Raw genomic sequence first — 24,962 nt, 5'->3', positions numbered from 1 at the left:
TGGTCACGATGAGCCGGCGCCGGGAAAGGACGTCCATGCCTGGAATCCGGCGGCGGCTGTCGGCCGCGGCGCTCTCCGTCACGCTCGTCACCGCCTGCTCGGCCGGGGACGACGGGGAGCGGCAGTCCCTCGTCCCGCAGGTCCCGATGCAGCAGGTCATCGGGAACGGCGAGGGCCGTCTCAGCCTGGTGACCTGGGCCGGGTACGCGGAGAACGGCTCCACCGACAAGAAGGTCGACTGGGTCAACCCGTTCGTCCGCGCCACCGGCTGCAGGGTCGAGGTGAAGGTCGCCGACACCTCCGACGCGATGGTGTCGCTGATGCGCAGCGGCAAGTACGACGGCGTCTCGGCCTCGGGCGACGCGAGCCTGCGGCTGGTGTACGGCGGCGACGTCGCCCCGGTCAACACCGCGCTGCTCAGCAACTACCCCGACATCGCGGCCTACCTGAAGAACCAGCCGTACAACGCGGTCGGCGGGCAGATGTACGGGGTGCCGCACGGGTACGGCGCCAACTACCTGATGTACCGCACCGACAAGCTGACCCCGCCTCCCAAGTCGTGGAGCGTGGTGTGGGAGCCCGACTCGCCCGCGGCGGGCAACGTCGCGGCCTACGACTCCCCCATCTACATCGCCGACGCCGCGCTGTACCTGAGGGCGCACCGGCCCGAGCTGAAGATCACCGACCCGTACGAGCTGACCGAAGAGCAGTTCGACGCCGCCGTCGACCTGCTCAAGCGGCAGCGGCCGAACGTCTCGCTGTACTGGCACAACTACCTCGACGAGGTGCGCGCGTTCAACCTCGGCGACCTGCACGCCGGTACCGCCTGGCAGGTCAACGCCAACCTGGCCCGCGCCCAGAACGTGCCGGTGGCCACCGTGATCCCGTCCGAGGGGGCGACGGGCTGGTCCGACACCTGGATGGTGGCGTCCAAGGCGAAGAACCCCAACTGCATGTACAAGTGGATGAACTGGATCACGCTCCCGAAGATCCAGGCCCAGGTCGCGCAGTTCTTCGGGCAGGCACCCGCGAACCCCCGGGCGTGCCGCTACACCGCCAAGGGCTTCTGCGCCCAGTTCCAGGCCGGGGACGCCGCCTTCTACCGCCGGATCAGCTTCTGGAAGACGCCCGTGGCCGACTGCGGCGGGGGCAGGGGCACCAAGTGCGTCGACTATGCCCGCTGGGCTCGGGCGTGGACCCAGATCAAGGGCTGAGGAGGTGAGGCCGAGGACACCGCGCACACAGCACCACGCTCTCCACTTCCCCTGATGGCGCACGCAGCGCATACAAGGAGACAGCACCTGTGAAGTTCAGCTACGCGATGCTCCCCGACTACCCGTTGACCGAGTCCCTGGCCTCCATCAGGCTGGCCGACGAGCTCGGCTTCTACGCGTGTTACGCGGCGGACGAACCGTGGCACAAGGACCTGTGGCTGCTCTTCGCGGCCGCGGCCGCGCAGACCTCCCGGATCCGGCTCGGCCCGAGCGTCTCGGCCGTCACCCTCCGCGAGCCGTCCCTGATCGCCCAGGCCGCCGCGACCCTGGACGAGCTGACCGGCGGCCGCGCCGAGGTCGTGCTCGGCAGCGGCAACTTCGGCGTCCTGGCCCAGTACAAGATCGACTGGACGACCACCAAGCCCCTCACCCGCGTGAAGGAGGCCGTCGCGGTCGTCCGGACCCTGCTGGACGAGGGCACCATCACCCGCGACGGCGAGTTCTACTCCTACGACGGCCTGTTCACCTTCGCCCGTCCCGTCCAGGAGCATCTGCCGGTCAAGATCGGCGCGATGCGCGGGCCGAAGTCGTTCCAGGCGGCGGGCGAGCTGTCGGACGGCGTCCACCACGCGCTCAGCTACTCGCGCGAGGCCTACGAATACGCGGTCGAGAACTTCAGGATCGGCGCCGAGCGCGCGGGCAAGGACTGGAAGGCCCAGGACATCGGCGCCTGGGTGGTCTTCGCGACCGGCGAGGACGGCGACGCCGCGCGGGAGGCCGCCCGCAGCATGGTCGGCCTGTACGCCTCGGCCATGCCCGCCGAGCAGCTCGAACGCAACGGTGTCGCGCCCGCCGAGGTGGCTCCGATCATCGAGGCGATCGGCGGCGGCGACCTGGCCAAGGCGATCGAACTGACCAGCCCCGAGATCGCCGCCAAGCTCTCGATCGCCGGGACCCCCGCCGAGTGCCTGGAGAAGATCCAGACCGATATCGCCCCCACCGGCGTCAACCACATGATCTGCGCCATCACCGACTCCGCCCTGGTGAAGAGCCTCACCGGCCGCGAGGTCGACGGCGTGGCCGGCGTCGATGCCCAGCTCCGTCTCATCCACGACCACCTGATGCCGGCCTTCCCGTAATAGTTTCCAGAGGGGCCGCGCACTCGGGGTGCGCGGCCCCTCGCCGCGCCGGAAGGGAACAGGATGGTCATGGATCCGCGGATGGTCGACTCCCATGTGCCCGCGGAGCTTCCCGCCTACGTCTACGACATCGGCGCGCTGGGACGCCATTTGGCCGGTGTCCGGGAGAAGACGCGGGGCGTGGAGCTTTTCTACGCGGCCAAGGCCAACCCCGACGCCCGGGTGCTGGAGACGATCGCGCCCCTGGTGGACGGGATCGAGGTCGCCTCCGGGGGCGAGCTCGAACACGTCAGGGCCGTGCTCCCGGACGCCCGGCTCGCCTTCGGCGGTCCTGGCAAGACCGATACCGAGCTGGGGCTCGCCCTGCGCGAGGCCGAGCGCGTCCATGTCGAGAGCCCGCACGAGCTGCGGCGCCTGGCGGCGTTCCGCCGGGACGCCGACGTCCTGCTGCGGGTCAACCTGGCCGGGGAGCGCGCGGGCGTGGCGCTGGCGATGTCCGGGCCGTTCGGGATGGACCCCGAGGCCATGGACGCCTGCCGCGAGATGCTGCGCGGCGCCCCGTGGGTCCGGCTGCGCGGCGTCCACGCCCATCTGGCGTCCGGCCTGGACGCGGACGCGGCGGTGCGCCAGTCGCGGGAGGTGCTCGGCTGGGCGCGTCCCTGGCTGGAGAAGGCGGGTGTCGAGAGCCCCGAGATCAACCTGGGCGGCGGCATGGGCGTCGACTACGCCGCCCCCGGGAGCCGCTTCGACTGGACGTCCTACGGCCGCCGCGTCGCGGATCTCGCCCTCCCCGGGGAGACGCTCCGCATCGAACCCGGCCGCGCGATCAGCGTCTACTGCGGCTGGTACGTGACGCGCGTCCTGGACGTGAAGCGGGCCCACGGCGCCTGGTACGCGGTGCTCCTCGGCGGGACGCACCACCTCCGCACGCCCGTCACCAAGAACCACGACCAGCCGTTCACCGTCCTGCCCCGGGACGAGCCCGGCCCGTCGGTCGAGGACGCGCCCGTCACGCTGGTGGGGCAGCTGTGCACCCCCAAGGACGTCTTCGCCCGGGACGTCCCCGTCACGCGGCTCGCAGTCGGGGACGTGGTGGCGTTCTCAATGGCCGGGGCCTACGCGTGGAACATCTCCCACCACGACTTCCTGATGCATCCCAAGCCCGCGTTCCACTACGTCACGTCCTGAGGGCCAGGCACTCGCCGGGCGACTCGGCGGTGCCGCCGTCGTACTCGGACCGGTAGGCGTCCTCGTCCAGCTCGGCGCGCACGGCCGCGGCGACGCGGTCGATGTCCTCCCGCTCGGCGGGACCCGCGGTCAGGCCGTGGGAGGCCCGCGCGGTCGCGGCGGCGCCGAGCGTCCTGGCGGCCTCGGCATGGCGTCCCGCGAGCGCGAGCGCGCCCGCGAGCCCTTCCAGGGAGAACGCGATGTCCCTCGGCCACTGGTGCCGGACGGAGACCTCCAGGGCGTCGCGGTGGAAGGCCAGCGCCCGGTCGGCGTCGCCGCGCAGCTCGTGCACGTAGCCGAGCCCGACCAGGATCAGCGGCAGGAACAGCGGCGGCGCCGCCTCGGGCGGCGGCATCGCGTCGAGCAGGGCGTGCAGCCGCACATGGGCCGAGTCGAGGTCGCCCTCGCGGCGGTCGACCAGCCCGAGCACCAGCTCGGCCATCGCGCCCAGCGGCTCGCGGCGCTGGTCGCCCGCCATCGCCCGCAGCCGCTCGGCGTACTCCCTGGCCTGCGGGTACGCGGCGCGTTGCAGCGAGATCCAGGCGAGCCAGCCCACCCGCACCACGGCCTCGGGCCACAACCGCAGCTCCTCGGCCAGGCGCAGCCCCTCGCGCTGGAGGTGGAACGCGCGGTCGTAGTCGCCGGTCAGCTCGGCGTGGTTGGCCAGCCAGGCGGCGGCCTGGAGGCGGCCCCAGCGATCGCCCAGCTCGTCGAACATCTTCGCGGCCAGGGCCGCCTCGCGGCGCAGCAGCGCCGTGTCGCCCCGCGCGTGGGCGTGGTGCGCGCGCAGCACCAGGGACGCGGCCTGGCCCCAGCGGTCGCCCTCGGCGGCGAAGGTCTCCTGGGCGCGGCCGAGCAGCGCGGCGCCCGCGTCGAGGTCGTCGACCTCCACCCCGGCGAAGACCAGGAACCACTGGGCGCGCGCCCGCGCGACGGGGTCGCCGACCTCGTCGAGAGCGGCCAGGGCGGCCTCGCGGCGCGCGGGCCATTCGAGCTCGTCGCCCCGTCCCAGCGCCACGCCCGCGCGCCAGGCCGTCGCGATCGCCCGCGCGTCGCGGGGACCCGCGTCGAGCGCGAGCGCCGCGTCCAGGGAGCGCTGGGCCTCGGTGAGCCGCCCGCGCAGCTGCCAGAACCAGGCCAGCGCGTTGACCAGCCGGAGCGCGGACTCCGCGTCGCGGTCGGCGATGGCGCCGTCGAGGGCCGCGCGCAGGTTGGCCGACTCGGCCGACAGGACGCGCAGCCCGCGGGCCTGCTCGCGGCCCCGCAGATCGCGCTCGCCGCGCTCGGCCAGCTCGGTGTAGTAGCGGCGGTGCGCCGCGCGGACGCGCTCGCGCTCCGCCGCCTCGTTGAGGCGGTCGTCGCAGTAGGCGGCCACGGACTCCAGCAGCCGGTAGCGGGGGCCCTCGGCCATCACCACCAGCGAGCGGTCGACCAGCCTGACCAGCAGGTCGAGCACGTCGTCGGCGTCGTCCCCGGCACAGACGGCCTCGGCGGCCTCCAGGGTGCAGCCGTCGGCGTGCACGGACAGGCGGCGCAGCACGGCGCGCTCGGGCTCGGAGAGCAGCTCCCAGCTCCAGTCGATCATCGCGGTGAGCGTCCGCTGCCGCTGCGGCGCGCCCCGGTGCCCGGTGGCCAGCAGCCGGAACCGGTCGTCGAGCCGCTCCACCAGCCCGTGCACGCCCAGCGCCCGGACGCGCGTGGCCGCCAGCTCCAGCGCGAGCGGGATGCCGTCGAGCCTGCGGCACAGCGTCGCGACCGCCGCCGCGCTGTCGTCGTCCAGCCGGAAGGCACGGGACGCGGCCGACGCCCGCGCGGCGAACAGGCGCACCGCGCCCGCCTCCGCGAGCGCCCCGGGCTCGCCGTCCTCGGGCGGCACCTCCAGCGGCGGGACGGCCCAGACGACCTCCTCGGGCAGGCCGAGCGGCTCGCGGCTGGTGGCCAGCACCCGCAGGCCGGGGACCTCGGTCAGCAGCCGTTCCACCAGGTCGGCGGCCTGCTCGACGACGTGCTCGCAGTTGTCGAGCACCAGCAGCAGCCGCCGCGGCCGCAACGACCCGATCAGCCGGTCGATCGGGCTGAGCGGCTCGCCGCCCGAGGGCTCGTCGCGGATGTCCAGGACCCGCATCACCTCGTCGGGCAGCGCCACGGCCGCGCGGTCCAGCGGGGCCAGCTCGACCAGCCAGACGCCGTCGCCGAACGTCCCGTTGAGACGGCCCGCGGTCTCCAGTGCCAGCCGGGTCTTGCCGACGCCGCCCGGCCCGGTCAGCGTGACCAGCCGCCCGGACTCCAGCCGCGCGCCGATCTCGTCGACGGCGCCGTCCCGGCCGATCAGCTCGGTGGCCGGGACCTTCACGTTCGTGCGGGGCCTGGGCCGCGGCGCGGGCGCGTCCAGCGACGGGTCCTGGTTGAGGATCGCCCGCTGGAGGGAGACCAGTTCGGGCCCGGGGTCGAGGCCGAGCTCGTCGGCCAGCCGCTCGCGCATCCGGTCGAAGCTCTCCAGCGCCTCGCTCGGACGTCCCGCCCGGTACAGGGCGCGCATGTGCGCCGCCCTGAGCCGCTCGCGGAACGGGTTCACGGCCAGCACGTCGCCCAGCTCCCCCGCCAGCGCCACGTGCTCCCCCAGCGCCAGCCGCAGCTCGGCCCGGTCTTCGATCGTCGCGAGCCGCAGCTCCTCCAGCCGGGTGATCGTCGCGCGGGCGAACTCCTCGTCGGCGAAGTCGGCCAGGACGGGGCCGCGCCACAGCCCCAGCGCCTCGCCCAGCAGTTCGGCCTTCACCCGGGGTTCCGCGCTCTCGCGCGCCTCGGACCGCAGTGCCTCGAAGCGCCGCGCGTCCACCCGGTCAGTCTGCAGCGCGTAACCCGCCGGACGGGACGCCACCAGCCCCCTCGCCCCGGCCTCGGCGTCCTCCAGGACGCGGCGCAGCTGCGACACCTTGGCCGACAGGGCCCCGGGCGGATTCCCCTTGGGCGGCGCGTCCCCCCACAGGTCGTCGATCAGCCGGTCCGCCGGGACGGGCCGTCCCTCGTTCACCAGGAGGTCGGCCAGCAGCGCCCGCACCTTCAACCCGGGGACCGCGACGGGCTCCCCGTCATCGGTCCAAACGGCCAGCGGCCCCAGCACCCCGAAACGCATGAAAGGCACGATAACGTGCGCGAACGTCCCACCGTAAGAATCCCGTAAACGCCTCCCGGCAGAGTGGAGCACGTCAAGCAGGGAACAACGGAGCAGGGAGGCGAGGACGGTGGGGGACAGCCCGATCCGCGTGGCGGTCATCATCGCCAGCACTCGCAGCGGACGGTTCGGCCCGACGGTGGCCGGCTGGTTCGCCGGGCACGCGGGCCGGCGCCGGGACATGACGATCGACCTGGTCGACCTGGCCGAGGCCGCGCTGCCCTCGACGCTCACCGACGACGGGGAGCCCGTGCCGCACCGGGTACGGGAGCTGGCGCCCCGGCTGGACGCCGCCGACGCCTTCGCCGTGGTCACGCCCGAGTACAACCAGAGCTTCCCCGCACCGCTCAAGACCGCGCTCGACTGGTACTACGACGAGTGGAAGGCCAAGCCCGTCGCCCTGGTCACCTACGGCCGGGAGTCGGGCGGGCTCAACGCCGCCGCGCAGCTCCGCCAGATCTTCGGCGAGCTGCACGCGGTCACCATCCGCGACGGGGTCAGCCTGCCGCGTTACTGGGAGCACTTCGCCGCCGACGGCACCTGGCCCAAGGCGGCCGCCGAGTGCAACGCCACCGTGAAGATCACGCTGGACCAGCTGTCCTGGTGGGCGCGAGCCCTCCGCGAGGCCAGGTCCCGCAGCCCGTACACCACCTGAGGGGAAACCGACATGCGCAAGATCATCAACTCCACGTACATCTCGCTCGACGGCGTCATCGAGAACCCGCAGAACTGGCACGTGTTCGACGACGAGTGCGCCGAGTACGCCCAGAACCTGCTGTTCTCCTGCGACGCTCTCCTGTCGGGCCGCGAGACCTACGCCAGCTTCGCCGAGGTCTGGCCCGCCATGGAGGAGGCGACCGGCGAGTTCGGCGTGAAGATGAACGCGCTCGACCACTACGTCGTCTCCGACACCCTGACCGAGGCGAACTGGGGCAAGAGCACGATCATCCGGCGCGACGACGCCGTCGCCGAGATCGCCAAGCTCAAGGAGCAGGACGGCGAGAACATCCTGATGTACGGCTTCGGCGCCGTCTCCCGCACCCTGGTCCAGAACGGGCTGCTGGACGAGCTGCGCCTGTGGATCAACCCGGTCATCGCGTCCGGCGGCCCCGGCGACACCCTCGCCCAGGCCGACTTCAAGTCCGGGATGGAACTGACCGACACCAAGATCCTCAAGAACGGCGTCATCATCGCCACCTACAAGCCGACCTCCTGAGCACCGGCACCGAGCCCGGCCGCACCCGCCACCGCGCGGACCGGCCGGGCTCGCCCGTGTCCGCGCATGCACGCCTGGTGATCGAAGACAAGGTCGGCGGGTAGCCGTATCCGGTCGCGGAGAGCAGTCCGAGCCCGTTGAGCACGGGTCGTCCCTGGAGGACCATTGAGGTGTTCGCGGTCTCCGGGGGGGTGCTGAGCGATGACGAACCGGTCCGGGACGGCGGTGGCCGGTGTGATCATGGCGTTGTCGCTCTCGGTGGCGTGCGGGTCGGGAAGCAACCCCACACCGCAGGAGCCCCTGCCCAAGCTCGAAGAGTCGGCGTCCGGCCGGAACGCCGGCGAGCTCGAGCCGACCGAGTCGCTGCCCCGGTCGTCGGGCCCGCAGACCAATCCCGGGCCCGTGGCACCGACGACGACGGGATCGACCGTCAATCCGCAGATCCCGCAGCCGGAGGTGGAGCCGTCCACCTCCACGCCCTCCCCCCAGCCCCAGAGCTCCGGTGAGCCGACCGGATGACGCGGCGGCCGCGGCCGAACCGGAGCGACCGCCCGCGCCCGAGATCGCCGTGCTGGCGCCCGCGTTCCAGCTGGTCGGCCAGGTCGTCGCCCAGACCACCGCGCTGGTCGCGGTGCTCTACTACTTCGGCTGGGCGCGCAGCAACGCGCTCCTGGGCCACCTGGGCATCGACCCGGCCCTGACCCGCTGGTCGGCGACCGACTACGCGCTGCGCAGCGTCAGCGTGGTCGTCCGTCCGCTGGTCATCGTGGCGATCCTGGTCCTGTGCCTGCGGCTGGCGCACCGGCTGCTGACCCGGGAGGTCGAGCGGCGCGACGCCGCGGGCGGCACCCGTGCCGCCTCCGTGGTGGGCCTGACGCTCGTGATCGCGGGGCTCGTCCTGACCGTCGCGGGCCTGCTCGGCTTCGCCGACGTGGTGGTCTTCAGCGCCCGCTACCCGCTCGTCCCGATGATCCTCGGCGCGGGCGTGGGCCTGATCGCCTACGGCCTGCAATACCTCGGCCCCGGGGAGGCCAGGATCAGCGGGATCTCGATGGCCGTGCTGATCGCCCTCGCCGTCACGCTCATCCTCTGGACGGTCTCGGTCTACGCCGGGCTCGCCGGACGCGACGCGGCGCGGCTGGCGATCCTGGGCCTGGGCAACCGGACGTCCGTGACCGTCTACAGCGAGGACGACCTGGGGTTCGCGGCCCCGGGCACCGGCCTGCGCGCTGAGCGCCTGGCCGCCCCCGAGGGACGGTACAAGTACCGCTACACCGGCCTCCGCCTGCTGCTGTACTCCGACAAGCGCTACATCCTGCTCCCCGACCGCTGGGTGCGGACCCGCGACCCGGTCTTCGTCATCGACGAGGCCGACGGCCTGAGGTTCGAGCTCCGCCACCCCTCGCGCACCACCTGAACCCGAATCGAGGAGTCTCGGGCGGCGGCCCCGCGCGTAGGGTCGATCGCATGATCACTCTTCCCGATGTGGAGGACGCCCGGCGGCGCCTGCGGGGCCGCGTGCGCACCACGCCCGTCGTCGAGGTCGATCCGGGCGCGTTCGCACCGGCCGCCCGGATGTGGCTCAAGCTCGAACAGCTCCAGCACACCGGCTCGTTCAAGGCGCGGGGCGCGTTCAACCGCGTGCTGAGCGCCGCCGAGACCGGGCGGCTGCCGGACGCCGGGGTCGTGGCGCCGTCCGGGGGCAACGCCGGGCTCGCGGTCGCCTACGCCGCCGCCGAGCTCGGCGCGCCCGCCGAGGTGTACGTGCCCGAGACCGCCCCGGAGGTCAAGGTGGCCCGGCTGCGCTCGCTCGGCGCCGTCGTCGTCCAGACCGGGACGCGGTACGCCGACGCCCTGGAGGCCGCGCTCAAGCGCTCGGCCGACACCGGCGCGCTGTTCTGCCACGCCTACGACCAGCCCGAGATCTGCGCCGGGCAGGGGACGCTCGGCCTGGAGCTGCTGGAGCAGACCGGGGGCGAGGTCGACACCGTCCTGCTCTCCGTCGGGGGCGGCGGCCTGATGGCCGGGGTCGCGGCCGCCGCGGAAGGCCGGGCGAAGGTCGTCGGCGTCGAGCCGGAGACCATTCCCACCCTGCGCGCGGCCCTGGCGGCCGGACATCCGGTGACCGTCGACGTCTCGGGCGTCGCCGCCGACTCCCTGGGCGCCAGCCGTGCCGGTGACATCCCCCTCGCCGTGGCACGGCGCGCGGGCGTCGCGTCGGTCCTGGTCACCGACGACTCCATCGTCGAGGCGCGGCGCTTCCTGTGGCAGGAGTACCGCCTGGCGGTCGAACACGGCACCGCGGCCGCCGTCGCCGCCCTCCGCTCCGGCGCCTACACACCCGCCCCCGAGGAGCGCGTCGCCATCATCATCTGCGGCGCCAACACCGACCCAAGCGACCTGCGATGACCCGCGCCGTCATGATCTCCGGCGACACGGGAATCCACCGCCGGGCGGCGAAGTGCGCCGCCCCGCTCCGCACGAGCGGGGCCACGACGCGGGCGCTCGTGCTCACCAGCGGCCGATCGGACCCACACCGGCAGCAGGACCACGGGGCGCCGGAGTACGACACCGCACTCCGCTCGGGCGAGCCGCAATGATGCGGGCGCACATGCTCACCAGCGGCGGACCGCGGATCCACCAGCCGCAGCACCACGCGACGGCGGAGTACGGCACTGCGCTCGGCTACTCGGGGGGCCTGCGGTGACGCGGGCGTTCGTGGTGACCGGGGGTGGGCGGGGGATCGGGCGTGCCGTGGTGGAGCGGCTCGTGGCCGAGGGGGGCGCGGTGGTCGCGATCGAGCGGGACGCCGAGGCGTTGGCCTGGGCGTCCGGTGGTCCGGTCATGGCGGTGGTCGGGGACGCCTCGTCCGAGGAGGTCGCGGGGCGGGCCGCCGACCTGGCCGAGGGGGCGGGGACTCTGTCCGGCTGGGTCAACAACGCGGCGGTGTTCCGCGACGCGTCGCTGCACAGCGCGCCCGTGCGGGAGGTGCTCGACCTGATCGGGGTCAACCTGGACGCCCCGGTCGTCGGCTGTGCCACGGCGATCCGCCGGTTCCTCGCGGCGGGGACACCCGGCGCGATCGTCAACGTCACCTCGCACCAGGCGCGGATGGCCGTGCCCGGGTGCACCCCGTATGTGACGGCCAAGGCCGCGATCGAGGGGCTGACCCGGGCGCTCGCCGTCGAGTACGGCCCGCGCGGCATCCGGGTGAACGCGGTCGCCCCCGGGTCGGTCCGCACCGAGCGCTACGAGGAGTTCCTGGACGCGCAGGGCCCGGAGAACGCCGCGCGGATCGAGCGGGAGATGGGCGATCTGCATCCGCTGGGCCGCGTCGCCCGCGCGGCGGAGGTGGCGGCGGCGATCGTCCACCTGCTCTCGGCGGACGCCTCGTTCATCACCGGCGCCACCGTCCCGGTGGACGGCGGGCGCACGGTGCTGGCTCACGACCCGGAGGGGTGAGCCTGCGGTGAGTGCGCCGGGATGATCGGCAGGGGGCTCGCCGGTGCGGGTGCCGGGCCCCCGCACAGCGCCTGGGAGATGTGGACGCGCAGCGCGTTGTCGATCGGGTGCGGAAGCGGGAGCCCCTCCCCCGAAAGGCGCTGGTAGCGGGTGAGGTTGACCCCCACGGCCAGCTGGCGGTGGCCGTCCGGGCTCGACAGCACCCGGGTGCCCGCGCCGAAGACGTCACCGTCGTAGCCCCAGAAGGTTCCGCAGGGCAGTGAGAAGGTGGTCAGACCGAGCCCCCGGGACATCTCGACCAGGGCGGCGCGGCTGACCAGCCGTCCGGTGAACAGAGCACGGGTGAAGCGGTTGAGGTCGTCCATCGTGGAGACGAGCGCGCCCGCCGAGCCCGCCCAGGACATGTCGTAGGCGCTGTAGTCGCGGGGTGTGCCGGTGCCCTGGAAGAGCGACTCGTACATCCGCGAGTGCGGCCCCCGGAGCCTTGGCTTCGACGGGAAATAGGTGTGCGTGAGCCCGGCGGGACGGAGCACGTCGCGGGCCAGGGCCGCCCCGACGCTCTCGCCCGTGACCTTCTCCAGCACCCGGCCCGCCAGCACGTAGTTGGTGTTGGAGTACGACCAGCGCTCCCCCGGGGTGCCCGTGGACGTTGCGTCGGCGCCCCACCTGATCAGCTGGGACGGCCGCAGCCCGCGATGGCGTCCCTCGTCGAGGCTGCGCGGCGACCGGTCGGCCAGGGACGGGAAGGCCGAGTTCAGGTAGTCGCCGATGCCGCTGGTGTGGCCGAGGAGCATCCGCACGGTGATGCTCTTGCCGCGCTGTCCCGGGATCTCGTCGGGCAGGTAGGTGTCGACGGGGGCGTCCAGGTCGACGCGTCCCCGGTCGACCTGCCGCATCACGGCGGTCGCGACGAACGTCTGGGTGACGGCGCCGACGCGGTGTTCCATGTCGGGACGCGCGTGCGCCCGGGTGCGGACGTCGGCGAACCCGGACGCGCCGCTCCAGGTGGCGTCGCCCTCGCGAACCTGGGAGTAGAGACCGGGGACGCCCGCCATACGGGTGGCGTCGAGCGTGGCCTGGAGCATCCCGGCGTCGAGGGGCGCCGACGCGGTGGCCGGAACCGGCCACACGAGCGCCACGAGCAACGCCGCCGCCACCCGCCTCGTCACCATGCCGGTCTCTCTCCAGTCCGCGCTACCGCAAAGCAGTCTTCTCGGACATGCCCGCGATGTCACGACGCCGGAGATCGAGATCACCGTCCCGCCGGGGCAACCGGCGGCTTGCGGCGGGGTGACCCGCCGCAGGCCGCCGTCCCGTCAGGACAGGAGATCGGCCAGGACGCCCCGCCGGGACGGGTGCCGCAGCTTGAACATCCCCTTCGACTCGATCTGCCGGATGCGCTCGCGGGTGACGCCGTAGACCTTGCCGACCTCCTCCAGCGTCTTGGGCTCGCCGTCGTCCAGGCCGAACCGCAGGGAGATCACGCCGGCCTCCCGCTCGGTCAGCCCGGCCATCACCGAGTCCAGATGCGAGCGCAGCTGCGCCGAGGCCACCGCGTCCGCCGGGTCGCCCGCCTCGACGTCCTCGATGTAGTCGCCCAGCTCGCCGTCGCCGTCCTCGCCCAGCGGCAGGTGCAGCGAGATCGGCTCCCTGGACTGGCGCAGCAGCCGGTCGACCTTCTGCGGGGTGAGGTCGAGCGCGGCGGCCAGCTCGTCGGAGGTGGGCTCGCGGCCGAAGTCCTGCGCGAGCTGCCGGCGGACGCGGGTCAGCCGGTTGACCACCTCCACCACGTGGACGGGGAGGCGGATCGTCCGGCTCTGGTCGCCCAGCGCCCGGCTGATCGCCTGCTTGATCCACCACACCGCGTACGTCGAGAACTTCAGCCCCCTGCGGTGTTCGAACTTCTCCACGGCCCGGATCAGGCCGAGATTGCCCTCCTGAATGAGGTCCAGCAGCGGCAGGCCGCGTCCGGCGTACCGCTTGGCGAGCGAGACGACGAGGCGCAGGTTGGCCTCGACCATGTGCTTCTTGGCGCGGCGGCCGTCGGCGGCGATCCATTCCAGGTCGGCGCGGTCCTGCTGGTCGAGCAGGTCGCCCCGGAGGTCGAGGCGCTCCTGGGCGAACAGCCCCGCCTCGATGCGCGTGGCCAGGTCGACCTCCTGCTCGGCGGTGAGCAGCGGCGTCCGGCCTATCTCCCTGAGGTAGTCCTTCACCGGGTCGGTCGCTGGGTCTTGACGGAGGGCCAGGGGTCTGTCCTTTCCTCGTCCGACGAGAGGGGGTCGGGGCGCCGCCGCCCCGGGGGACGGCAGCAGCGGATCCGGCGCTGGGCGGGTGGCGCGGAAGTTCATCGCACTCCTTCCCTCTCAAGTTACGACCAAAACTTAGACTCGACATAAAATCATGTCAAGCACAAATTTAGGTCGAGTTATGCGAAGATGGCCGCATGAGCGAGGAGACCATGGGCCTGCGGGCGCTGAAGAAGCGCCAGACGAGGGAGAACATCGCGCACCAGGCGACCCGTCTGTTCCTTGAGCGGGGGTTCGACCGCGTGACCATCGCCGAGGTCGCCGCCGCGGCCCAGGTCGCCAAGATGACGGTCACCAACTACTTCCCGCGCAAGGAGGACCTGGCCCTCGACCTGCACGAGACGTTCGTCGCGCAGCCCGCGGCGACGGTCGCGGGCCGCGCGCCCGGCGAGTCCGCGCTGGCCGCGCTGCGGCGCGCCTTCCTGGACGCCGTCGCCCGCCGCGACCCGGTCATCGGCTTCTCCGGCCCAGAGTTCGCCCGCATGATCGTCGAGAGCCCCGCGCTGGTCGCGCGGCTGCGCGAGTTCCACGAGGAGCGCGAGGACCGGCTGACCGCGTGCCTGGCCAAGGAGACCGGCGCGGCGCCCGGCTCGCTGCTCCCCCGCCTGGCCGCCGCGCAGCTCATCGGCGTCCACCGGGTGCTGTTCGACGAGACCCTGCGCCGGACCCTGGCCGGCGAATCCCACGACGCGATCGCCGGAGCCCTGGCCAGGGCGGGCGTGGACGCCTTCGGCCTCCTCGAACCCGCCCTGGCCGGCTACGCCGTCAGGAGATGACGATCAGCAGGTCGCCCGCCTGCACCTGGCACGCCTCCGGCACGGCCAGCCGCGCCACCGTGCCCGCGACCGGCGCCGTGATCGCGGCCTCCATCTTCATCGCCTCGATCGTGGCGACCACGTCCCCGGCCTCGACCCGCGCGCCCTTGGCCGCGCGCAGCGTCACCGACCCGTCGAACGGCGCCGCGACCTGGCCGGGCTCGTCCGGGTCGGCCCGCTCGACGGGCGGCGCGTCGCTCACGACCGACTTGTCGCGGACCGACAGCGTCCGCAACTGGCCGTTCACGGTGCAGATCACCTGGCGGACGCCCGCCTCGTCGATCTCGCCGACCGCCTCCAGGCCCGCCAGCACCCGCACGCCCGGTTCGAGGTCGATCGCGACCTCCTGGCCCCTCCGCAGCCCGTACAGGAACGCGCTGGTCGGCACCACCGACAGGTCGCCGTAGGCCGCCACCGTCTCGCGGTACTCCTTGGCCGGGCCGGGGAACAGCAGCCGGTCGAGCGTCTCGCGGACCTCCGGCCCGGACAGGGCCTTCTCCTCGTCGCCGGTCAGCTCGGCCCGCGCGGGCGTGTGCCGGCGTCCCTCCAGAGCCTTGCCCCGGAACGGCTCGGCCCAGCCCCCGGGTGGGTCGCCCAGTTCGCCGTTCAGGAACCCGATCACGCTGTCGGGGATGTCGTAGCGCTCGGGGTTGGCGGCGAAGTCGTCCGGGTCGGCCGCCGCCGCGACCAGATGCAGCGCCAGGTCGCCGACGACCTTGCTGGACGGCGTGACCTTCACCAGTCGCCCGAGGATCCGGTCGGCGGCCGCGTAGAGCCGCTCGATCTCCTCGAACCGGTCGCCCAGGCCCAGCGCCACCGCCTGCTGCCGCAGGTTCGACAGCTGCCCGCCGGGGATCTCGTGGTGGTAGACGCGTCCCGTCGGGGAGGGCAGGCCCATCTCGAACGGCGCGTAGATCCGGCGCACCGCCTCCCAGTAGGGCTCCATCGCCGTCAGCGCGTCGAGGTCGAGGCCCGTGGCCCGCTCGGTGAAGTCGGTGTGCGCCACGATCGCCTGGAGCGGCGGCTGGCTGGTCGTGCCCGACAGCGGCGCGGCGGCGCCGTCCACCGCGTCCACCCCGGCCTCGATCGCCGCCAGGTAGGTCGCGAGCTGCCCGCCCGCCGTGTCGTGCGTGTGGAGGTGCACGGGCAGGTCGAAGCGCTCGCGCAGCGCGCCGACCAGCGTCCGCGCGGCCGGTGCCCGCAGCAGCCCCGCCATGTCCTTGATGCACAGGATGTGGACGCCCGCCTCGACCAGCTCCTCGGCGAGGCGCAGGTAGTAGTCGAGCGTGTAGAGCTTCTCCCCGGGGGACGACAGGTCGCCGGTGTAACAGAGCGTCCCCTCGACCAGCGCGTGCGTCTGCAGGACGGCCTCGATCGCCGGACGCATCCGCTCGATGTCGTTGAGCGCGTCGAACACCCGGAAGATGTCGACGCCCGTCCTGGCGGCCTCGGTGACGAACGCCCGCGCCACCGAATCGGGGTACGGCGTGTACCCGACCGTGTTCCGCCCCCGGAGGAGCATCTGGATACAGAGGTTGGGAGCCGCCTCCCGAATGGCCGCAAGCCGATCCCAGGGCGACTCCCCCAGGAACCGCAGGGCCACGTCATACGTAGCGCCGCCCCAAGCCTCCAGGGAAAGGAGCTGTGAACTCATCCGAGCCAGATAGGGCGCGGCCGTTACCAGGTCGAACGTCCTCACCCGGGTGGCCAGAAGGGACTGGTGGGCGTCCCGGAAAGTCGTGTCGGTGACCGCAAGCGCCTTCTGGGCCCGCAACTCCGCCGCGAACGCCCCCGGCCCCAGCTCCAGCAACCGGTCGCGGGACCCCTCGGGCACCCGGCCGGACAGATCGAGTTGAGGGAGCTTGGCGGCCGGATCCAGATCGGTGGGCGCCTCGCCGTGGGGCCGGTTCACCGTCACGTCCGCGAGGTACCGGACCATCCGCGTGGCCCGGTCACCACTGGACCGCGCGGTCAGCAGCTCGGGATGGTCGCCGATGTAGGAGGTCGTGACACCCCCCGTACGGAAGTCGTCCTCATCGAGCAGCGCCTGCAAGAAGGGAATGTTGGTCGCGACCCCCCGAATGCGGAACTCGGCCACGGCACGCCGCGCCCGCCGGACCGCCTCCTCGAACGTCCGGCCCCGGCAGGTCAGCTTGACCAGCATCGAGTCGAAGTGCGGCGTGACCTCGGCGCCCGCATGGGTCGTCCCGGTGTCCAGCCGGACGCCCGCGCCGCCCGGCGAGCGGTAGGCGGAGATCTTCCCCGTATCGGGACGGAACCCGTTAGCCGGGTCCTCAGTCGTGATCCGGCACTGCACCGCGAACCCCGAGACCGCGACCTCGTCCTGGGAGATCCGCAGGTCGTCCAGCGTCTCGCCGCCCGCCACCCGCAGCTGGCTCTGCACCAGGTCGATCCCCGTGACCTCCTCGGTCACGGTGTGCTCGACCTGGATGCGCGGGTTCATCTCGATGAACACGTGCTCGCCCCGGTCGTCCACGAGGAACTCCACAGTCCCCGCGTTCACGTACCCGATCTCCCGCGCGAACCTGACGGCGTCCTCGCACAGCCGCTCGGCGATCTCCGGCGCCAGCCCAGGGGCGGGCGCGATCTCCACGACCTTCTGGTGCCGCCGCTGCACCGAACAGTCCCGCTCGCGCAGATGCACGGTGTGCCCGGCCGCGTCCGCCAGGATCTGCACCTCGATGTGCCGCGGTCTCCGCACGGCCTGCTCCAGGAAGACGGTCGCGTCCCCGAACGCGCTCTCCGCCTCACGCCGCGCCGTGTCGACCGCCGCCGTGAGCTCCTCACGCCGCTCCACCAGCCGCAGCCCGCGCCCGCCGCCGCCCGCAGCCGCCTTCACGAACAGCGGGAACCCGACCTCGTCGGCCGCCTCCAGCTCCCGCCCGGCCTCCGGCGTCACCGACTTCAGCACGGGCAGCCCGGCCCGCTTCGCCGCCGCCACCGCCTCGATCTTGTTGCCCGCCAGCCGCAGGACCTCGGCGGGCGGCCCCACGAACGTCAACCCGTTGGCCGCGCAAGCCTCCGCCAGTTCGGGACTCTCCGAAAGGAACCCGTACCCCGGGTACACGGCATCGGCCCCGACCCGCACCGCCGTGGCGACGATCCCCTCCACGTCCAGGTAAGCCCGCACCGGGTGGCCGTGCTCCCCGATCTCGTACGCCTCCCCGGCCTTCTGCCGGTGCAGCGAGAACCGGTCCTCGTGGGCGTAGACGGCCACGCTGGCGATTCCCAGCTCATACGCGGCGCGGAACGCCCGCACAGCGATCTCACCCCGATTGGCGACGAGCACCTTCTTGATCACGGCGTACTCCCAACTGGGACGGGCACAAGGGCGTCCGATACGTACCCAGTTGAGGCGGCACCGGACCCCGCCCGCACCCCGCGGTTCCGCGAACAACGCACAAGATCCCCGTAACAAGAATTACGGCACTCGTTTCACCGGACCGCCCACCAAGGCCGCGACGCGGGCACGAAGTACAGCGGTATCAACGACGAGTTCCGGACATCCGCTCAGATGCTCAGGGATCGCACGAGTACTTCCCGCCATCGACCGAGAGCGTCTCCCGATCGAACCGCGCCCGGAACACACACGACTCGTCCTCATCGATCTTGATCGTGACCTCGAACCCGTCGTCCCCCACGAACCGCACCCGGGGCGGTTCACCCCCCGAGGAACTCGTCCACGCGACCTTCTGCCGGGCGACCGGCCAGAACCCCGTCCGCAACATCACCCGCGCCGTGCTCTGGCTGCCCTCATTGAAGGTCTGCCGGCTCTCCACGACCAAGGTGTGCTCCCCATCGGGCGAATCGACCGTCGCCATGACATGCCCCGAAGGCTGGACCAGGGACTCCTTGGCGTGCCACGTGAAGCCCACCACAAGCCCGCCGACAGCCCCCACCCCGAGAACAACCCACCGTGCGGTTCCCCTGAACGCCATCCCGAGGGCGAGCCCCCCGAACACCCCGACCAGGAAGATCGCCCAAACCACCAGGCCCCGCTGCCGCACCAGGTCGTCCCCGTCGTAATTCGCCCACGCCCCGAACGCCCCCGCGCCCAACGCGGCCGCCGCGAAGCCCGCCCCGGCGAGAAACCTCAGCGGCCCACGCCACACCGACGGCTCGCCCTCATCTACTCGATCACGTCTCCACACAGCAGAATGAGACGCGATCAAAGCACCGAAAGTTGCGGAGAGAGGCCATGCCGACTCAGCTCAGCAAAGGAGGCAACGCGCCCCTCACCACCGCCACCGTGACGATCGAGGTGTCCGCCCCGGCCCCCATCGACGTCTCCGCCGCGCTCCTCAACGCCGACCGCAAGGTCCGCGGCGACGATGACCTGGTGTTCTTCAACCACCCCGCCCAGGACGGCGTGACCCTCCACGGCCAGACCATCACCGCCGACCTGACCCGCGTCCCCCCGAGCGTCGACCTCATCGCCGTCGTGGCCAGCGTGGACGGCCTCGGTCGAACCTTCGACGCCGGGACGACCCCCAAGGCCACGATCACCGGCGACCTGGCCTTCGACGCCCCGCCCCTCACCAACGGCGAGACCGTCGTCGTCCTCCTGGAGCTCTACCGCCGCGCCGGCACCTGGAAGATCCGAGCCGTGGGCCAGGGCTACGCCAGCGGCCTCGCGGGCCTGGCCACCGACTTCGGCGTGGACGTCGACGACGACCCGGCCCCGTCCCGGGCGGCCATCAGCCTCGACAAGGTCCAGGCCACCGCGCCCGCCCTGGTCGACTTGTACAAGCACGCCGGGGTCTCCCTCGACAAGCACGGGCTGACCGGCCTCCGCGCCGCCGTGTACCTCGTTCTGGACCGCTCCGGCAGCATGTCCGGCTACTACAGGAACGGCTCCGTCCAGCACCTCGCCGAGCAGACCCTCGGCCTCTGCGCCCACCTGGACGACGACGGAGTCGTCCCCATCATCTTCTTCGACACCAACGCCCACGACCCCATAGACGTCTCGCTGACCGGCTACCAGGGACGCGTCGCCGACGAGCACCGGCGGCTGCGCCGGATGGGCACCACCAACTACGCCGCCGCGATGGAGGCCGTGATCGACCACTACCGGTCCAGCGGCGCGAACGCCCCCGCCTTCGTCATCTTCCAGACCGACGGCGCCCCCGACTCCCGCCGCGACGCCGAGCGGGTGCTGTGCCGGTCGTCCGTCCTGCCGATCTTCTGGCAGTTCATCGGCTTCGGAAAGGGCGACTTCCAGTTCCTGCGCAAGCTCGACGAACTCCCCGTCCCGGCCAAACGAGCCGTGGACAACGCCGGATTCTTCGCGGCCGGCAAGAAACCGAAAGAGCTCGACGACGCCGTCCTCTACGACCGCCTGCTCGCGGAGTTCCCGCAATGGCTCCACGCCGCCCGCGCGCAAGGCATCGTCCGCTAACGAAAAGGAAACCCCATGCAACTCCCCCAAGGCGGGAACGCGCCTCTCAGCGGCCACTCCGTCACCATCGACATCGCCTCCCCGTCCGCCGTCGACGCCTCGGCCGTCCTGCTCAAATCGGACCGCAAGGTCCGCACGGACGACGACATCGTGTTCTACAACCACCCGTCCCAGGACGGCGTGACCCTCCAGGGCCAGCGCCTCACCATCGCGCTCGACCAGATCCCCGCCGCCATCGACTTCATCGCCATCGTCGCCAGCACCGACCAGACCTTCAACGCCACGAACACACCCCAAGCCACAATCCACACCGACACCCGTATGGACTTCGCCCCCGCCCCCCTCACCGGAGGCGAAACCGTCGTCGTCCTCCTGGAGCTCTACCGCCGCGCCGGCACCTGGAAGATCCGAGCCGTGGGCCAGGGCTACGCCAGCGGCCTCGCGGGCCTGGCCACCGACTTCGGCGTCGAAGTAGAAGAAGCACCCACCGCCCGCCCGGCCATCAGCCTCGAAAAGGTCCAGGCCAAGGCCCCGTCCCTCATCAACCTCTACAAGGACGCGGGCACGTCCCTGGCCGCCAAGGGCCTCACCGGCACCCGAGCCGCCGTCTACCTCGTCCTCGACCGCTCCGGCAGCATGAAGGGCTACTACAAGGACGGCACCGTCCAGCACCTGGCCGAACAGGCCCTCGGCCTCTGCGCCCACCTGGACGACGACGGCCGCGTCCCCATCGTCTTCTTCGACACGGTCGCCCACCCGCCCATCGAAGTGTCCCTGGACGACTACGAGGGCCGCATAGCCGCCGAGCACAAGCGCCTAGGCCACCTGGGCACCACCAACTACACCGCCGCCATGCAAACGGTCATCAAGCGCTACCAAGCCTCCGGCGCCACCGCCCCGGCCTTCGTCATCTTCCAAACCGACGGCGGCCCCAACAACAAAGGCACGGCCCAGGAAGTCCTCTGCGAATCCTCCACCCTGCCCATCTTCTGGCAGTTCGTCGGCTTCGGCGACAACGAGTTCCGCTTCCTCAAGAAGCTCGACGAACTCCCCGTCCCCACCAAACGAGCCGTCGACAACGCCGGCTTCTTCGAAGCCGGCCAAGCCCCCCGCTCCCTGACCGACACCACCCTCTACAACAACCTCCTGTCCGAATACCCCCGCTGGCTCTCAACAGCCCGCACCCAAGGCATCGTCACCTGAGGCGCCAAGCGCCGATCAGGCAAGTCCGGCTCGCTTCGGGCGCTGGTGCGCGTCTTGGCCGGCCTCCGAGACCGGCACGACGCATCGGAGCCGTGACGAGTGAGGGACTTGCAGCAAACCATGACTCACAGACCGAACCTCGGTAAAGTCTCGGGCGTTTGTCGGGAAGTTCCGCAATGCCGGAGGAAGCAGTGCAAGCCGAGCAGCAGTCATGGTCGCCAGGGGCACAACCTCTGAACTCCGCGGATCCCGCGACGATCGGCGGCTATCGGCTGCTGGGACGACTGGGTGAAGGGGGAATGGGGGCGGTCTACCTCGGGCTGAGCGAGATGGGCCAGCGCGTCGCCATCAAAGTGATCCGCCGTGAACTGGCCACCGCGCCCTCGTTCCGGGCGCGGTTCGAGACCGAGGTGCGCAACGCGCAGCGCGTCGCTTCCTTCTGCACCGCGCGAGTCCTCGCCCACGGCGACTCGGACGGGGTCCCCTACCTGGTCACCGAGTACATCGACGGCCCGTCCCTCGGAGACCACATCGAGCGCCACGGCGCGGTTCCGGACGGGCGTCTGCGCAGCCTGGCCATCGGCATCGCGACGGCGCTGACCGCGATCCACGCCGTCCGGCTCGTCCACCGCGACCTCAAGCCGCGCAACGTCATGCTCTCCGCCGAGGGTCCCCGCGTCATCGATTTCGGCATCGCCCGCGCCCTGGACACCGACGACCACCACACCCAGACGGGCGGCGTCGTTGGCAGTCCCGGCTGGTCGGCACCCGAGCAGGTCTTCAACGGCCACATCAGCACCGCGATCGACGTGTTCGCCTGGGGGTCGCTCATCGCCTATGCCGCCGCTGGCAAACACCCTTACGGGACGGGAAACCTCCCGACGCTCGCGGCACGGGCTCAGCAGCGGCAGTACGACCTCACCGGAGTACCGGCCGCTTTCCTCCCCCTGATCCACGCCGCGCTCGACCCGGACCCCACCCGCCGTCCGACCGCCGAGAACATCCTGATCGCCCTTGTCGGGGCCGACAACCCGCAGGCCGCCGCGACCAGCATCATCCAGAACGAGTGGCAGGCCACCGCCCCGACGGCGGTTGACGCGCTCCCGCAGCCGGTCAAGCGGGGCCTTCGCCGATCCTGGGTCGTCATGGGTCTGACCGCCGGGTTCACCGCGCTGGCGGTTGGCGGAACCGCCTTGGGCGTCGCACTCCTCGACAAGGACGACGCGTCTCCAGCCACGTCCAACTCCAAGCCCACCCAAACCAGCCCAGCCCCGTCTGCGCCAGCCCCAGGCTTGTTCACGCGCATCAAGGACCCCTGCGGCGGCGTCCCGAGAGCATTGGCGGAAGAACTCGTCCCCGGATCAACGCCCCTTCCGACCGAGAACGTCGCCGATGGCGTCTTCGGAAATCCCGGCATCGGGACGGGCTGCTCCTGGCGGGAGAAAGACATTCCCCAAAGTCGCGTCCAGAAGGTGCGAACGCTCGCCGTGGAACTCGTCTCCCTCCAGGACGGCGGTGGCGAATCCGCGTCCGCCAAGACCCTCAGGGAGTTCATCTCCGGTCGAAACAAGCTCCAGGAGCGAGCGAACGGCGAGTTCAACGGCGCCCGATACGGGACGTCGAACTCCGTGGTGGCGGGAGACGACGCCTTCAGCGGCGTCTCCGTAGGCCCTCAAGGGCTAGGACGAATTACCGGCGGTGTCGTGGGCATGCGCTACAAGAACCTCATCATCGAGGTGCGCTACGGCGGAGGCGACCTTTCCGTCGCCAAAGGCGAGAAGCCCGACGAGGCGAAACTCCTCCCCCTCCCCGAGGCCCCTACCCGCGCCGCGGCAGAACGCGTCGCCAAAGCGGTAGCCCAAAGTCTCACCGACTGCCCAACCTGCTTCAACGAGTAACAACCCGAGCCCCTCGAGCGCGGGAGGCTCTGCAATGAGGGGCTACTTGCGGCTTCTCAGGTCGCGGAGGAAGAAGGCGAGGGCGAGGGCGGTGCCGATGAGGCCGCCCAGGAGCGCGCCCAGGACGAAGCCTCGGGCGGCGCCGTCGGGGAGGCGGCCTTCGGTTAGGGCCAGGGTGGTCCCTACTGCCAGGGCCTCGATGGTGAGGGTGATCAGGAGGAGGTAGAGGGGGAGGCGGCGGGTCCAGAAGGTGTGTTCGTGGGGGGTGGGTGGGGGTTCTGGGAGTTCGGCGGTGGGGCCTTGGGTGGTTGCTTTGGGGCGTTTTAGGTAGAGCCAGAAGGTCCAGGTGGCGGCGGGTTCCCAGCCTTCGGGGGCTAGGCGGGCGGCGGTGGACTTGTGGCGGACGGGGGGCTGGATCTCGCGGCGGTACTCCCAGCGCTGGGTCTGGTCGAGGGTGCGGCGGACGTTGTAGCCGGTTCGGGTGTCGTAGGACGTCAGTTCCCAGCCCTCGTCGCCGAAACGGTTGAGGGTGCGGACGTCGTTGAAGCAGTCGGCGTGGAAGCTCCAGGTCTCGGCGTCGGGGGCCGGGACTTCGAGGGGGGTGTCGGACGCGGTGAGTTCGGCGGCGAAGGCTTCGGCGGGGCCGAACTCGTCTTCGGGGGTGGTGCCGGACTCGGCGATGTAGGCGGCCAGGTCGTCGAGGGTGGCCTTGATGTCGGCTTCGGGTGCGCCGTGGTCGCGGAGGTGGGCGGCCAGGCGGTCGAAGTACGTCATCGGACGTCCCCCTTGGCCAGGACGGAGCGGACGGAGTCGTCGAAGGCCAGCCAGAGGCCGCCCTGTTCGGCGAGGGTGTGGCGGCCCTCGTCGGTGAGGGTGTAGTAGCGGCGGCCGGGGCCCCGTTGGGCGACGCGGAACTCGGCGGCCACCAGGCCCGCCTCTTCGAGACGGTTGAGGACGGGGTAGAGGGTGCCGCCCTTGATCTGGCCGAGTCCGGCCCCGGCGAGGGTCTTGGCGATCTCGTAGCCGTAGCTTTCGCCGTCGGCGAGGCTCGCGAGAACCAGCAGGTCGAGGACGCCTTTGAGCCAGCTTGCCCTGCGGTCGGCCATGGGTGGAGTGTAGCGATCCGATCTAGATAGTTGGGCGATGAAGGAATAGGCGTGTGGATCTTGGGGTTCAGAACTACGTGCAATGTGCAATTAATCGGGCACCTTGCACGTCAACGACCCCTGGAGGCAAGACATGCGCAGCAGCATCCCCCGTCCCCGCGCCACCGAGCGCAAGCATGTGAAGACGACGTCCCTGAGAGCCCTCGCGGTCGCGGCCCGTCTGGAACGCGAGCATGCCCCGGAGGGTCCGCCGGGCAACGAGAGCGGCCGGGCGGGACGCCGTCGCACGACTCCCGACCCGGCCTGATCCAGCGCCTCCCGAAGGCCGTCCCCGTATGCGGGACGGCCTTCGCGCGTGGCGGGTCTCACAGCCCCTCTTGTTGAAGGATTTCGAACTCCGTGAGACGCTCGGATTGAAAGAAAACGAGCATTCGCTTTAGAGGGTTCGGAGGTGCGGGCCGATGCTTCAGGAGACCGTGGTGGCGCTCTGGCAGCTCGCGCCGGTCCGGATCGCGGCCCGGCTGGTCAACGCCGGTCTGAACCTGGTCGGGGCGCGCGATCTGACGGTCGCCCTGGTACGCGCCGACCTGCTCCTCATCGTGATCGCCATCGCCTGGCTCATCCCCTGGGGCCGCCTGGTCGTCCTGGCTTGGCGGGCCGCCCCGGTAGACCTGCGGCGCGTCGTCGCCAACCGTGGCCGCCCCGGCGGTGACGCGCCGCAGCCGGGACGAAGGGGTCCGTAAGTAAGCGAGTGCCCCATTCGGCCAATAGGCTGGACGTCCGAC

The 24,962-nt window shown here is 71.7% G+C and carries 22 protein-coding genes and 2 pseudogenes; 17 read left to right on the top strand and 7 right to left on the bottom strand.

Going from position 1 to position 24,962, the window contains the following annotated elements:
• Positions 1-35: 35 nt before the first annotated feature.
• From ACQPY4_RS06110 to ACQPY4_RS06100, 3 genes are all read left to right on the top strand, one after another.
• A complete protein-coding gene (locus ACQPY4_RS06110) occupies positions 36-1,214 on the top strand; it encodes an ABC transporter substrate-binding protein (RefSeq protein WP_433333303.1) in 1,179 nt (392 codons plus the stop codon).
• 89 nt (positions 1,215-1,303) lie between these two features.
• Positions 1,304-2,353, top strand: a complete 1,050-nt coding sequence (locus ACQPY4_RS06105) for an LLM class flavin-dependent oxidoreductase (RefSeq protein WP_433333301.1) — start codon at positions 1,304-1,306, stop codon at positions 2,351-2,353.
• Positions 2,354-2,422: 69 nt separating this feature from the next.
• A complete protein-coding gene (locus ACQPY4_RS06100; RefSeq protein WP_433333299.1) occupies positions 2,423-3,541 on the top strand; it encodes a type III PLP-dependent enzyme in 1,119 nt (372 codons plus the stop codon).
• On the opposite strand, the gene ACQPY4_RS06095 is transcribed toward ACQPY4_RS06100, so the two are convergent.
• Complete coding sequence (locus ACQPY4_RS06095; protein ID WP_433333297.1) at positions 3,531-6,713, bottom strand: BTAD domain-containing putative transcriptional regulator; 3,183 nt, start codon at positions 6,711-6,713, stop codon at positions 3,531-3,533. The two genes, ACQPY4_RS06100 and ACQPY4_RS06095, sit on opposite strands and share 11 nt — an antisense overlap.
• A gap of 109 nt (positions 6,714-6,822) precedes the next feature.
• On the opposite strand from ACQPY4_RS06095, the gene ACQPY4_RS06090 reads away from it, so the two are divergent.
• The 7 genes from ACQPY4_RS06090 (at position 6,823) to ACQPY4_RS06060 (ending at position 11,430) form a co-directional block, all read left to right on the top strand.
• A complete protein-coding gene (locus tag ACQPY4_RS06090; protein ID WP_433333295.1) occupies positions 6,823-7,407 on the top strand; it encodes an NADPH-dependent FMN reductase in 585 nt (194 codons plus the stop codon).
• Between the two features lie 12 nt (positions 7,408-7,419).
• Positions 7,420-7,968, top strand: coding sequence for a dihydrofolate reductase family protein (locus tag ACQPY4_RS06085; protein ID WP_433333293.1), 549 nt, complete (start codon positions 7,420-7,422; stop codon positions 7,966-7,968).
• Positions 7,969-8,169: 201 nt separating this feature from the next.
• Positions 8,170-8,487: a hypothetical protein gene (locus ACQPY4_RS06080; RefSeq protein WP_433333291.1), complete on the top strand. Its 318-nt coding sequence runs from the start codon at positions 8,170-8,172 to the stop codon at positions 8,485-8,487.
• Positions 8,471-9,385 carry a hypothetical protein gene (locus ACQPY4_RS06075; protein WP_433333289.1) on the top strand — a complete coding sequence of 305 codons (915 nt, stop codon included), beginning with the start codon at positions 8,471-8,473 and terminating at the stop codon, positions 9,383-9,385. Before ACQPY4_RS06080 ends, ACQPY4_RS06075 begins: the two co-directional genes overlap by 17 nt.
• 50 nt (positions 9,386-9,435) lie before the next feature.
• Positions 9,436-10,377 (top strand): threonine/serine dehydratase, encoded by a 942-nt coding sequence (locus tag ACQPY4_RS06070; RefSeq protein WP_433333287.1) that lies wholly within the window; start codon positions 9,436-9,438, stop codon positions 10,375-10,377.
• Positions 10,374-10,568 carry a hypothetical protein gene (locus ACQPY4_RS06065; protein WP_433333285.1) on the top strand — a complete coding sequence of 65 codons (195 nt, stop codon included), beginning with the start codon at positions 10,374-10,376 and terminating at the stop codon, positions 10,566-10,568. The genes ACQPY4_RS06070 and ACQPY4_RS06065 overlap by 4 nt, the downstream gene beginning before the upstream one ends.
• A gap of 103 nt (positions 10,569-10,671) precedes the next feature.
• A complete protein-coding gene (locus ACQPY4_RS06060) occupies positions 10,672-11,430 on the top strand; it encodes an SDR family NAD(P)-dependent oxidoreductase (protein WP_433333283.1) in 759 nt (252 codons plus the stop codon).
• On the opposite strand, the gene ACQPY4_RS06055 is transcribed toward ACQPY4_RS06060, so the two are convergent.
• Positions 11,412-12,602: a serine hydrolase domain-containing protein gene (locus ACQPY4_RS06055; RefSeq protein ID WP_433333281.1), complete on the bottom strand. Its 1,191-nt coding sequence runs from the start codon at positions 12,600-12,602 to the stop codon at positions 11,412-11,414. The genes ACQPY4_RS06060 and ACQPY4_RS06055 overlap by 19 nt on opposite strands.
• Before the next feature lie 144 nt (positions 12,603-12,746).
• A pseudogene (locus ACQPY4_RS06050) lies at positions 12,747-13,649 on the bottom strand (RNA polymerase sigma factor); the annotation flags it as partial.
• A 224-nt stretch (positions 13,650-13,873) separates the two neighbouring features.
• Between ACQPY4_RS06050 and ACQPY4_RS06045 the strand changes: the two are divergent.
• A complete protein-coding gene (locus ACQPY4_RS06045) occupies positions 13,874-14,512 on the top strand; it encodes a TetR/AcrR family transcriptional regulator (protein WP_433333279.1) in 639 nt (212 codons plus the stop codon).
• Here ACQPY4_RS06045 and ACQPY4_RS06040 read toward each other — a convergent pair.
• Positions 14,502-17,873 (bottom strand): pyruvate carboxylase, encoded by a 3,372-nt coding sequence (locus ACQPY4_RS06040; RefSeq protein WP_433333277.1) that lies wholly within the window; start codon positions 17,871-17,873, stop codon positions 14,502-14,504. The genes ACQPY4_RS06045 and ACQPY4_RS06040 overlap by 11 nt on opposite strands.
• A gap of 217 nt (positions 17,874-18,090) precedes the next feature.
• Positions 18,091-18,723 (bottom strand): hypothetical protein, encoded by a 633-nt coding sequence (locus ACQPY4_RS06035; RefSeq protein ID WP_433333275.1) that lies wholly within the window; start codon positions 18,721-18,723, stop codon positions 18,091-18,093.
• A 47-nt stretch (positions 18,724-18,770) separates the two neighbouring features.
• Between ACQPY4_RS06035 and ACQPY4_RS06030 the strand changes: the two genes are divergently transcribed.
• From ACQPY4_RS06030 to ACQPY4_RS06015, 4 genes and pseudogenes are all read left to right on the top strand, one after another.
• Positions 18,771-19,970 carry a vWA domain-containing protein gene (locus ACQPY4_RS06030; RefSeq protein ID WP_433333273.1) on the top strand — a complete coding sequence of 400 codons (1,200 nt, stop codon included), beginning with the start codon at positions 18,771-18,773 and terminating at the stop codon, positions 19,968-19,970.
• 15 nt (positions 19,971-19,985) lie between these two features.
• Positions 19,986-20,444, top strand: a pseudogene (locus tag ACQPY4_RS06025) (TerD family protein); the annotation flags it as partial.
• 162 nt (positions 20,445-20,606) lie between these two features.
• Entirely contained in the window at positions 20,607-21,173 is a 567-nt protein-coding gene (locus ACQPY4_RS06020; RefSeq protein ID WP_433338822.1) for a VWA domain-containing protein, read from the top strand.
• Positions 21,174-21,472: 299 nt separating this feature from the next.
• A complete protein-coding gene (locus ACQPY4_RS06015) occupies positions 21,473-23,071 on the top strand; it encodes a serine/threonine-protein kinase (RefSeq protein WP_433333271.1) in 1,599 nt (532 codons plus the stop codon).
• A gap of 42 nt (positions 23,072-23,113) precedes the next feature.
• Here the strand turns inward: ACQPY4_RS06015 and ACQPY4_RS06010 are convergent, their stop codons facing one another.
• Together ACQPY4_RS06010 and ACQPY4_RS06005 are read right to left on the bottom strand one after the other, a co-directional pair.
• Complete coding sequence (locus ACQPY4_RS06010; RefSeq protein WP_433333269.1) at positions 23,114-23,845, bottom strand: DUF2812 domain-containing protein; 732 nt, start codon at positions 23,843-23,845, stop codon at positions 23,114-23,116.
• Positions 23,842-24,177, bottom strand: coding sequence for a PadR family transcriptional regulator (locus ACQPY4_RS06005; RefSeq protein ID WP_433333267.1), 336 nt, complete (start codon positions 24,175-24,177; stop codon positions 23,842-23,844). Before ACQPY4_RS06005 ends, ACQPY4_RS06010 begins: the two co-directional genes overlap by 4 nt.
• Before the next feature lie 133 nt (positions 24,178-24,310).
• Between ACQPY4_RS06005 and ACQPY4_RS06000 the strand changes: the two genes are divergently transcribed.
• Both ACQPY4_RS06000 and ACQPY4_RS05995 read left to right on the top strand, forming a co-directional pair.
• Positions 24,311-24,484: a hypothetical protein gene (locus ACQPY4_RS06000; RefSeq protein ID WP_433333265.1), complete on the top strand. Its 174-nt coding sequence runs from the start codon at positions 24,311-24,313 to the stop codon at positions 24,482-24,484.
• Between the two features lie 154 nt (positions 24,485-24,638).
• A complete protein-coding gene (locus tag ACQPY4_RS05995; protein WP_433333263.1) occupies positions 24,639-24,920 on the top strand; it encodes a hypothetical protein in 282 nt (93 codons plus the stop codon).
• The last annotated feature ends 42 nt before the right edge of the window (positions 24,921-24,962 follow it).

Source organism: Spirillospora sp. CA-294931 (assembly GCF_050946795.1).
Taxonomy (GTDB): Bacteria; Actinomycetota; Actinomycetes; order Streptosporangiales; family Streptosporangiaceae; genus Spirillospora.
The sequence above is the reverse complement of the archived record's forward strand: the minus strand, read 5'-3'. Positions and strand labels throughout refer to the sequence as shown.

Bases quoted from the DNA above. Each gene is read 5' to 3' on its own strand.
- ACQPY4_RS06000 (WP_433333265.1), top strand. From the start codon at position 24,311: ATGCGCAGCAGCATCCCCCGTCCCCGCGCCACCGAGCGCAAGCATGTG.
- ACQPY4_RS05995 (WP_433333263.1), top strand. From the start codon at position 24,639: ATGCTTCAGGAGACCGTGGTGGCGCTCTGGCAGCTCGCGCCGGTCCGG.
- ACQPY4_RS06100 (WP_433333299.1), top strand. From the start codon at position 2,423: ATGGATCCGCGGATGGTCGACTCCCATGTGCCCGCGGAGCTTCCCGCC.
- ACQPY4_RS06045 (WP_433333279.1), top strand. From the start codon at position 13,874: ATGAGCGAGGAGACCATGGGCCTGCGGGCGCTGAAGAAGCGCCAGACG.
- ACQPY4_RS06010 (WP_433333269.1), bottom strand. From the start codon at position 23,845: ATGACGTACTTCGACCGCCTGGCCGCCCACCTCCGCGACCACGGCGCA.
- ACQPY4_RS06020 (WP_433338822.1), top strand. From the start codon at position 20,607: ATGAAGGGCTACTACAAGGACGGCACCGTCCAGCACCTGGCCGAACAG.
- ACQPY4_RS06080 (WP_433333291.1), top strand. From the start codon at position 8,170: ATGACGAACCGGTCCGGGACGGCGGTGGCCGGTGTGATCATGGCGTTG.
- ACQPY4_RS06085 (WP_433333293.1), top strand. From the start codon at position 7,420: ATGCGCAAGATCATCAACTCCACGTACATCTCGCTCGACGGCGTCATC.
- ACQPY4_RS06110 (WP_433333303.1), top strand. From the start codon at position 36: ATGCCTGGAATCCGGCGGCGGCTGTCGGCCGCGGCGCTCTCCGTCACG.
- ACQPY4_RS06030 (WP_433333273.1), top strand. From the start codon at position 18,771: ATGCCGACTCAGCTCAGCAAAGGAGGCAACGCGCCCCTCACCACCGCC.
- ACQPY4_RS06070 (WP_433333287.1), top strand. From the start codon at position 9,436: ATGATCACTCTTCCCGATGTGGAGGACGCCCGGCGGCGCCTGCGGGGC.
- ACQPY4_RS06005 (WP_433333267.1), bottom strand. From the start codon at position 24,177: ATGGCCGACCGCAGGGCAAGCTGGCTCAAAGGCGTCCTCGACCTGCTG.
- ACQPY4_RS06055 (WP_433333281.1), bottom strand. From the start codon at position 12,602: ATGGTGACGAGGCGGGTGGCGGCGGCGTTGCTCGTGGCGCTCGTGTGG.
- ACQPY4_RS06015 (WP_433333271.1), top strand. From the start codon at position 21,473: ATGGGGGCGGTCTACCTCGGGCTGAGCGAGATGGGCCAGCGCGTCGCC.
- ACQPY4_RS06065 (WP_433333285.1), top strand. From the start codon at position 10,374: ATGACCCGCGCCGTCATGATCTCCGGCGACACGGGAATCCACCGCCGG.
- ACQPY4_RS06095 (WP_433333297.1), bottom strand. From the start codon at position 6,713: ATGCGTTTCGGGGTGCTGGGGCCGCTGGCCGTTTGGACCGATGACGGG.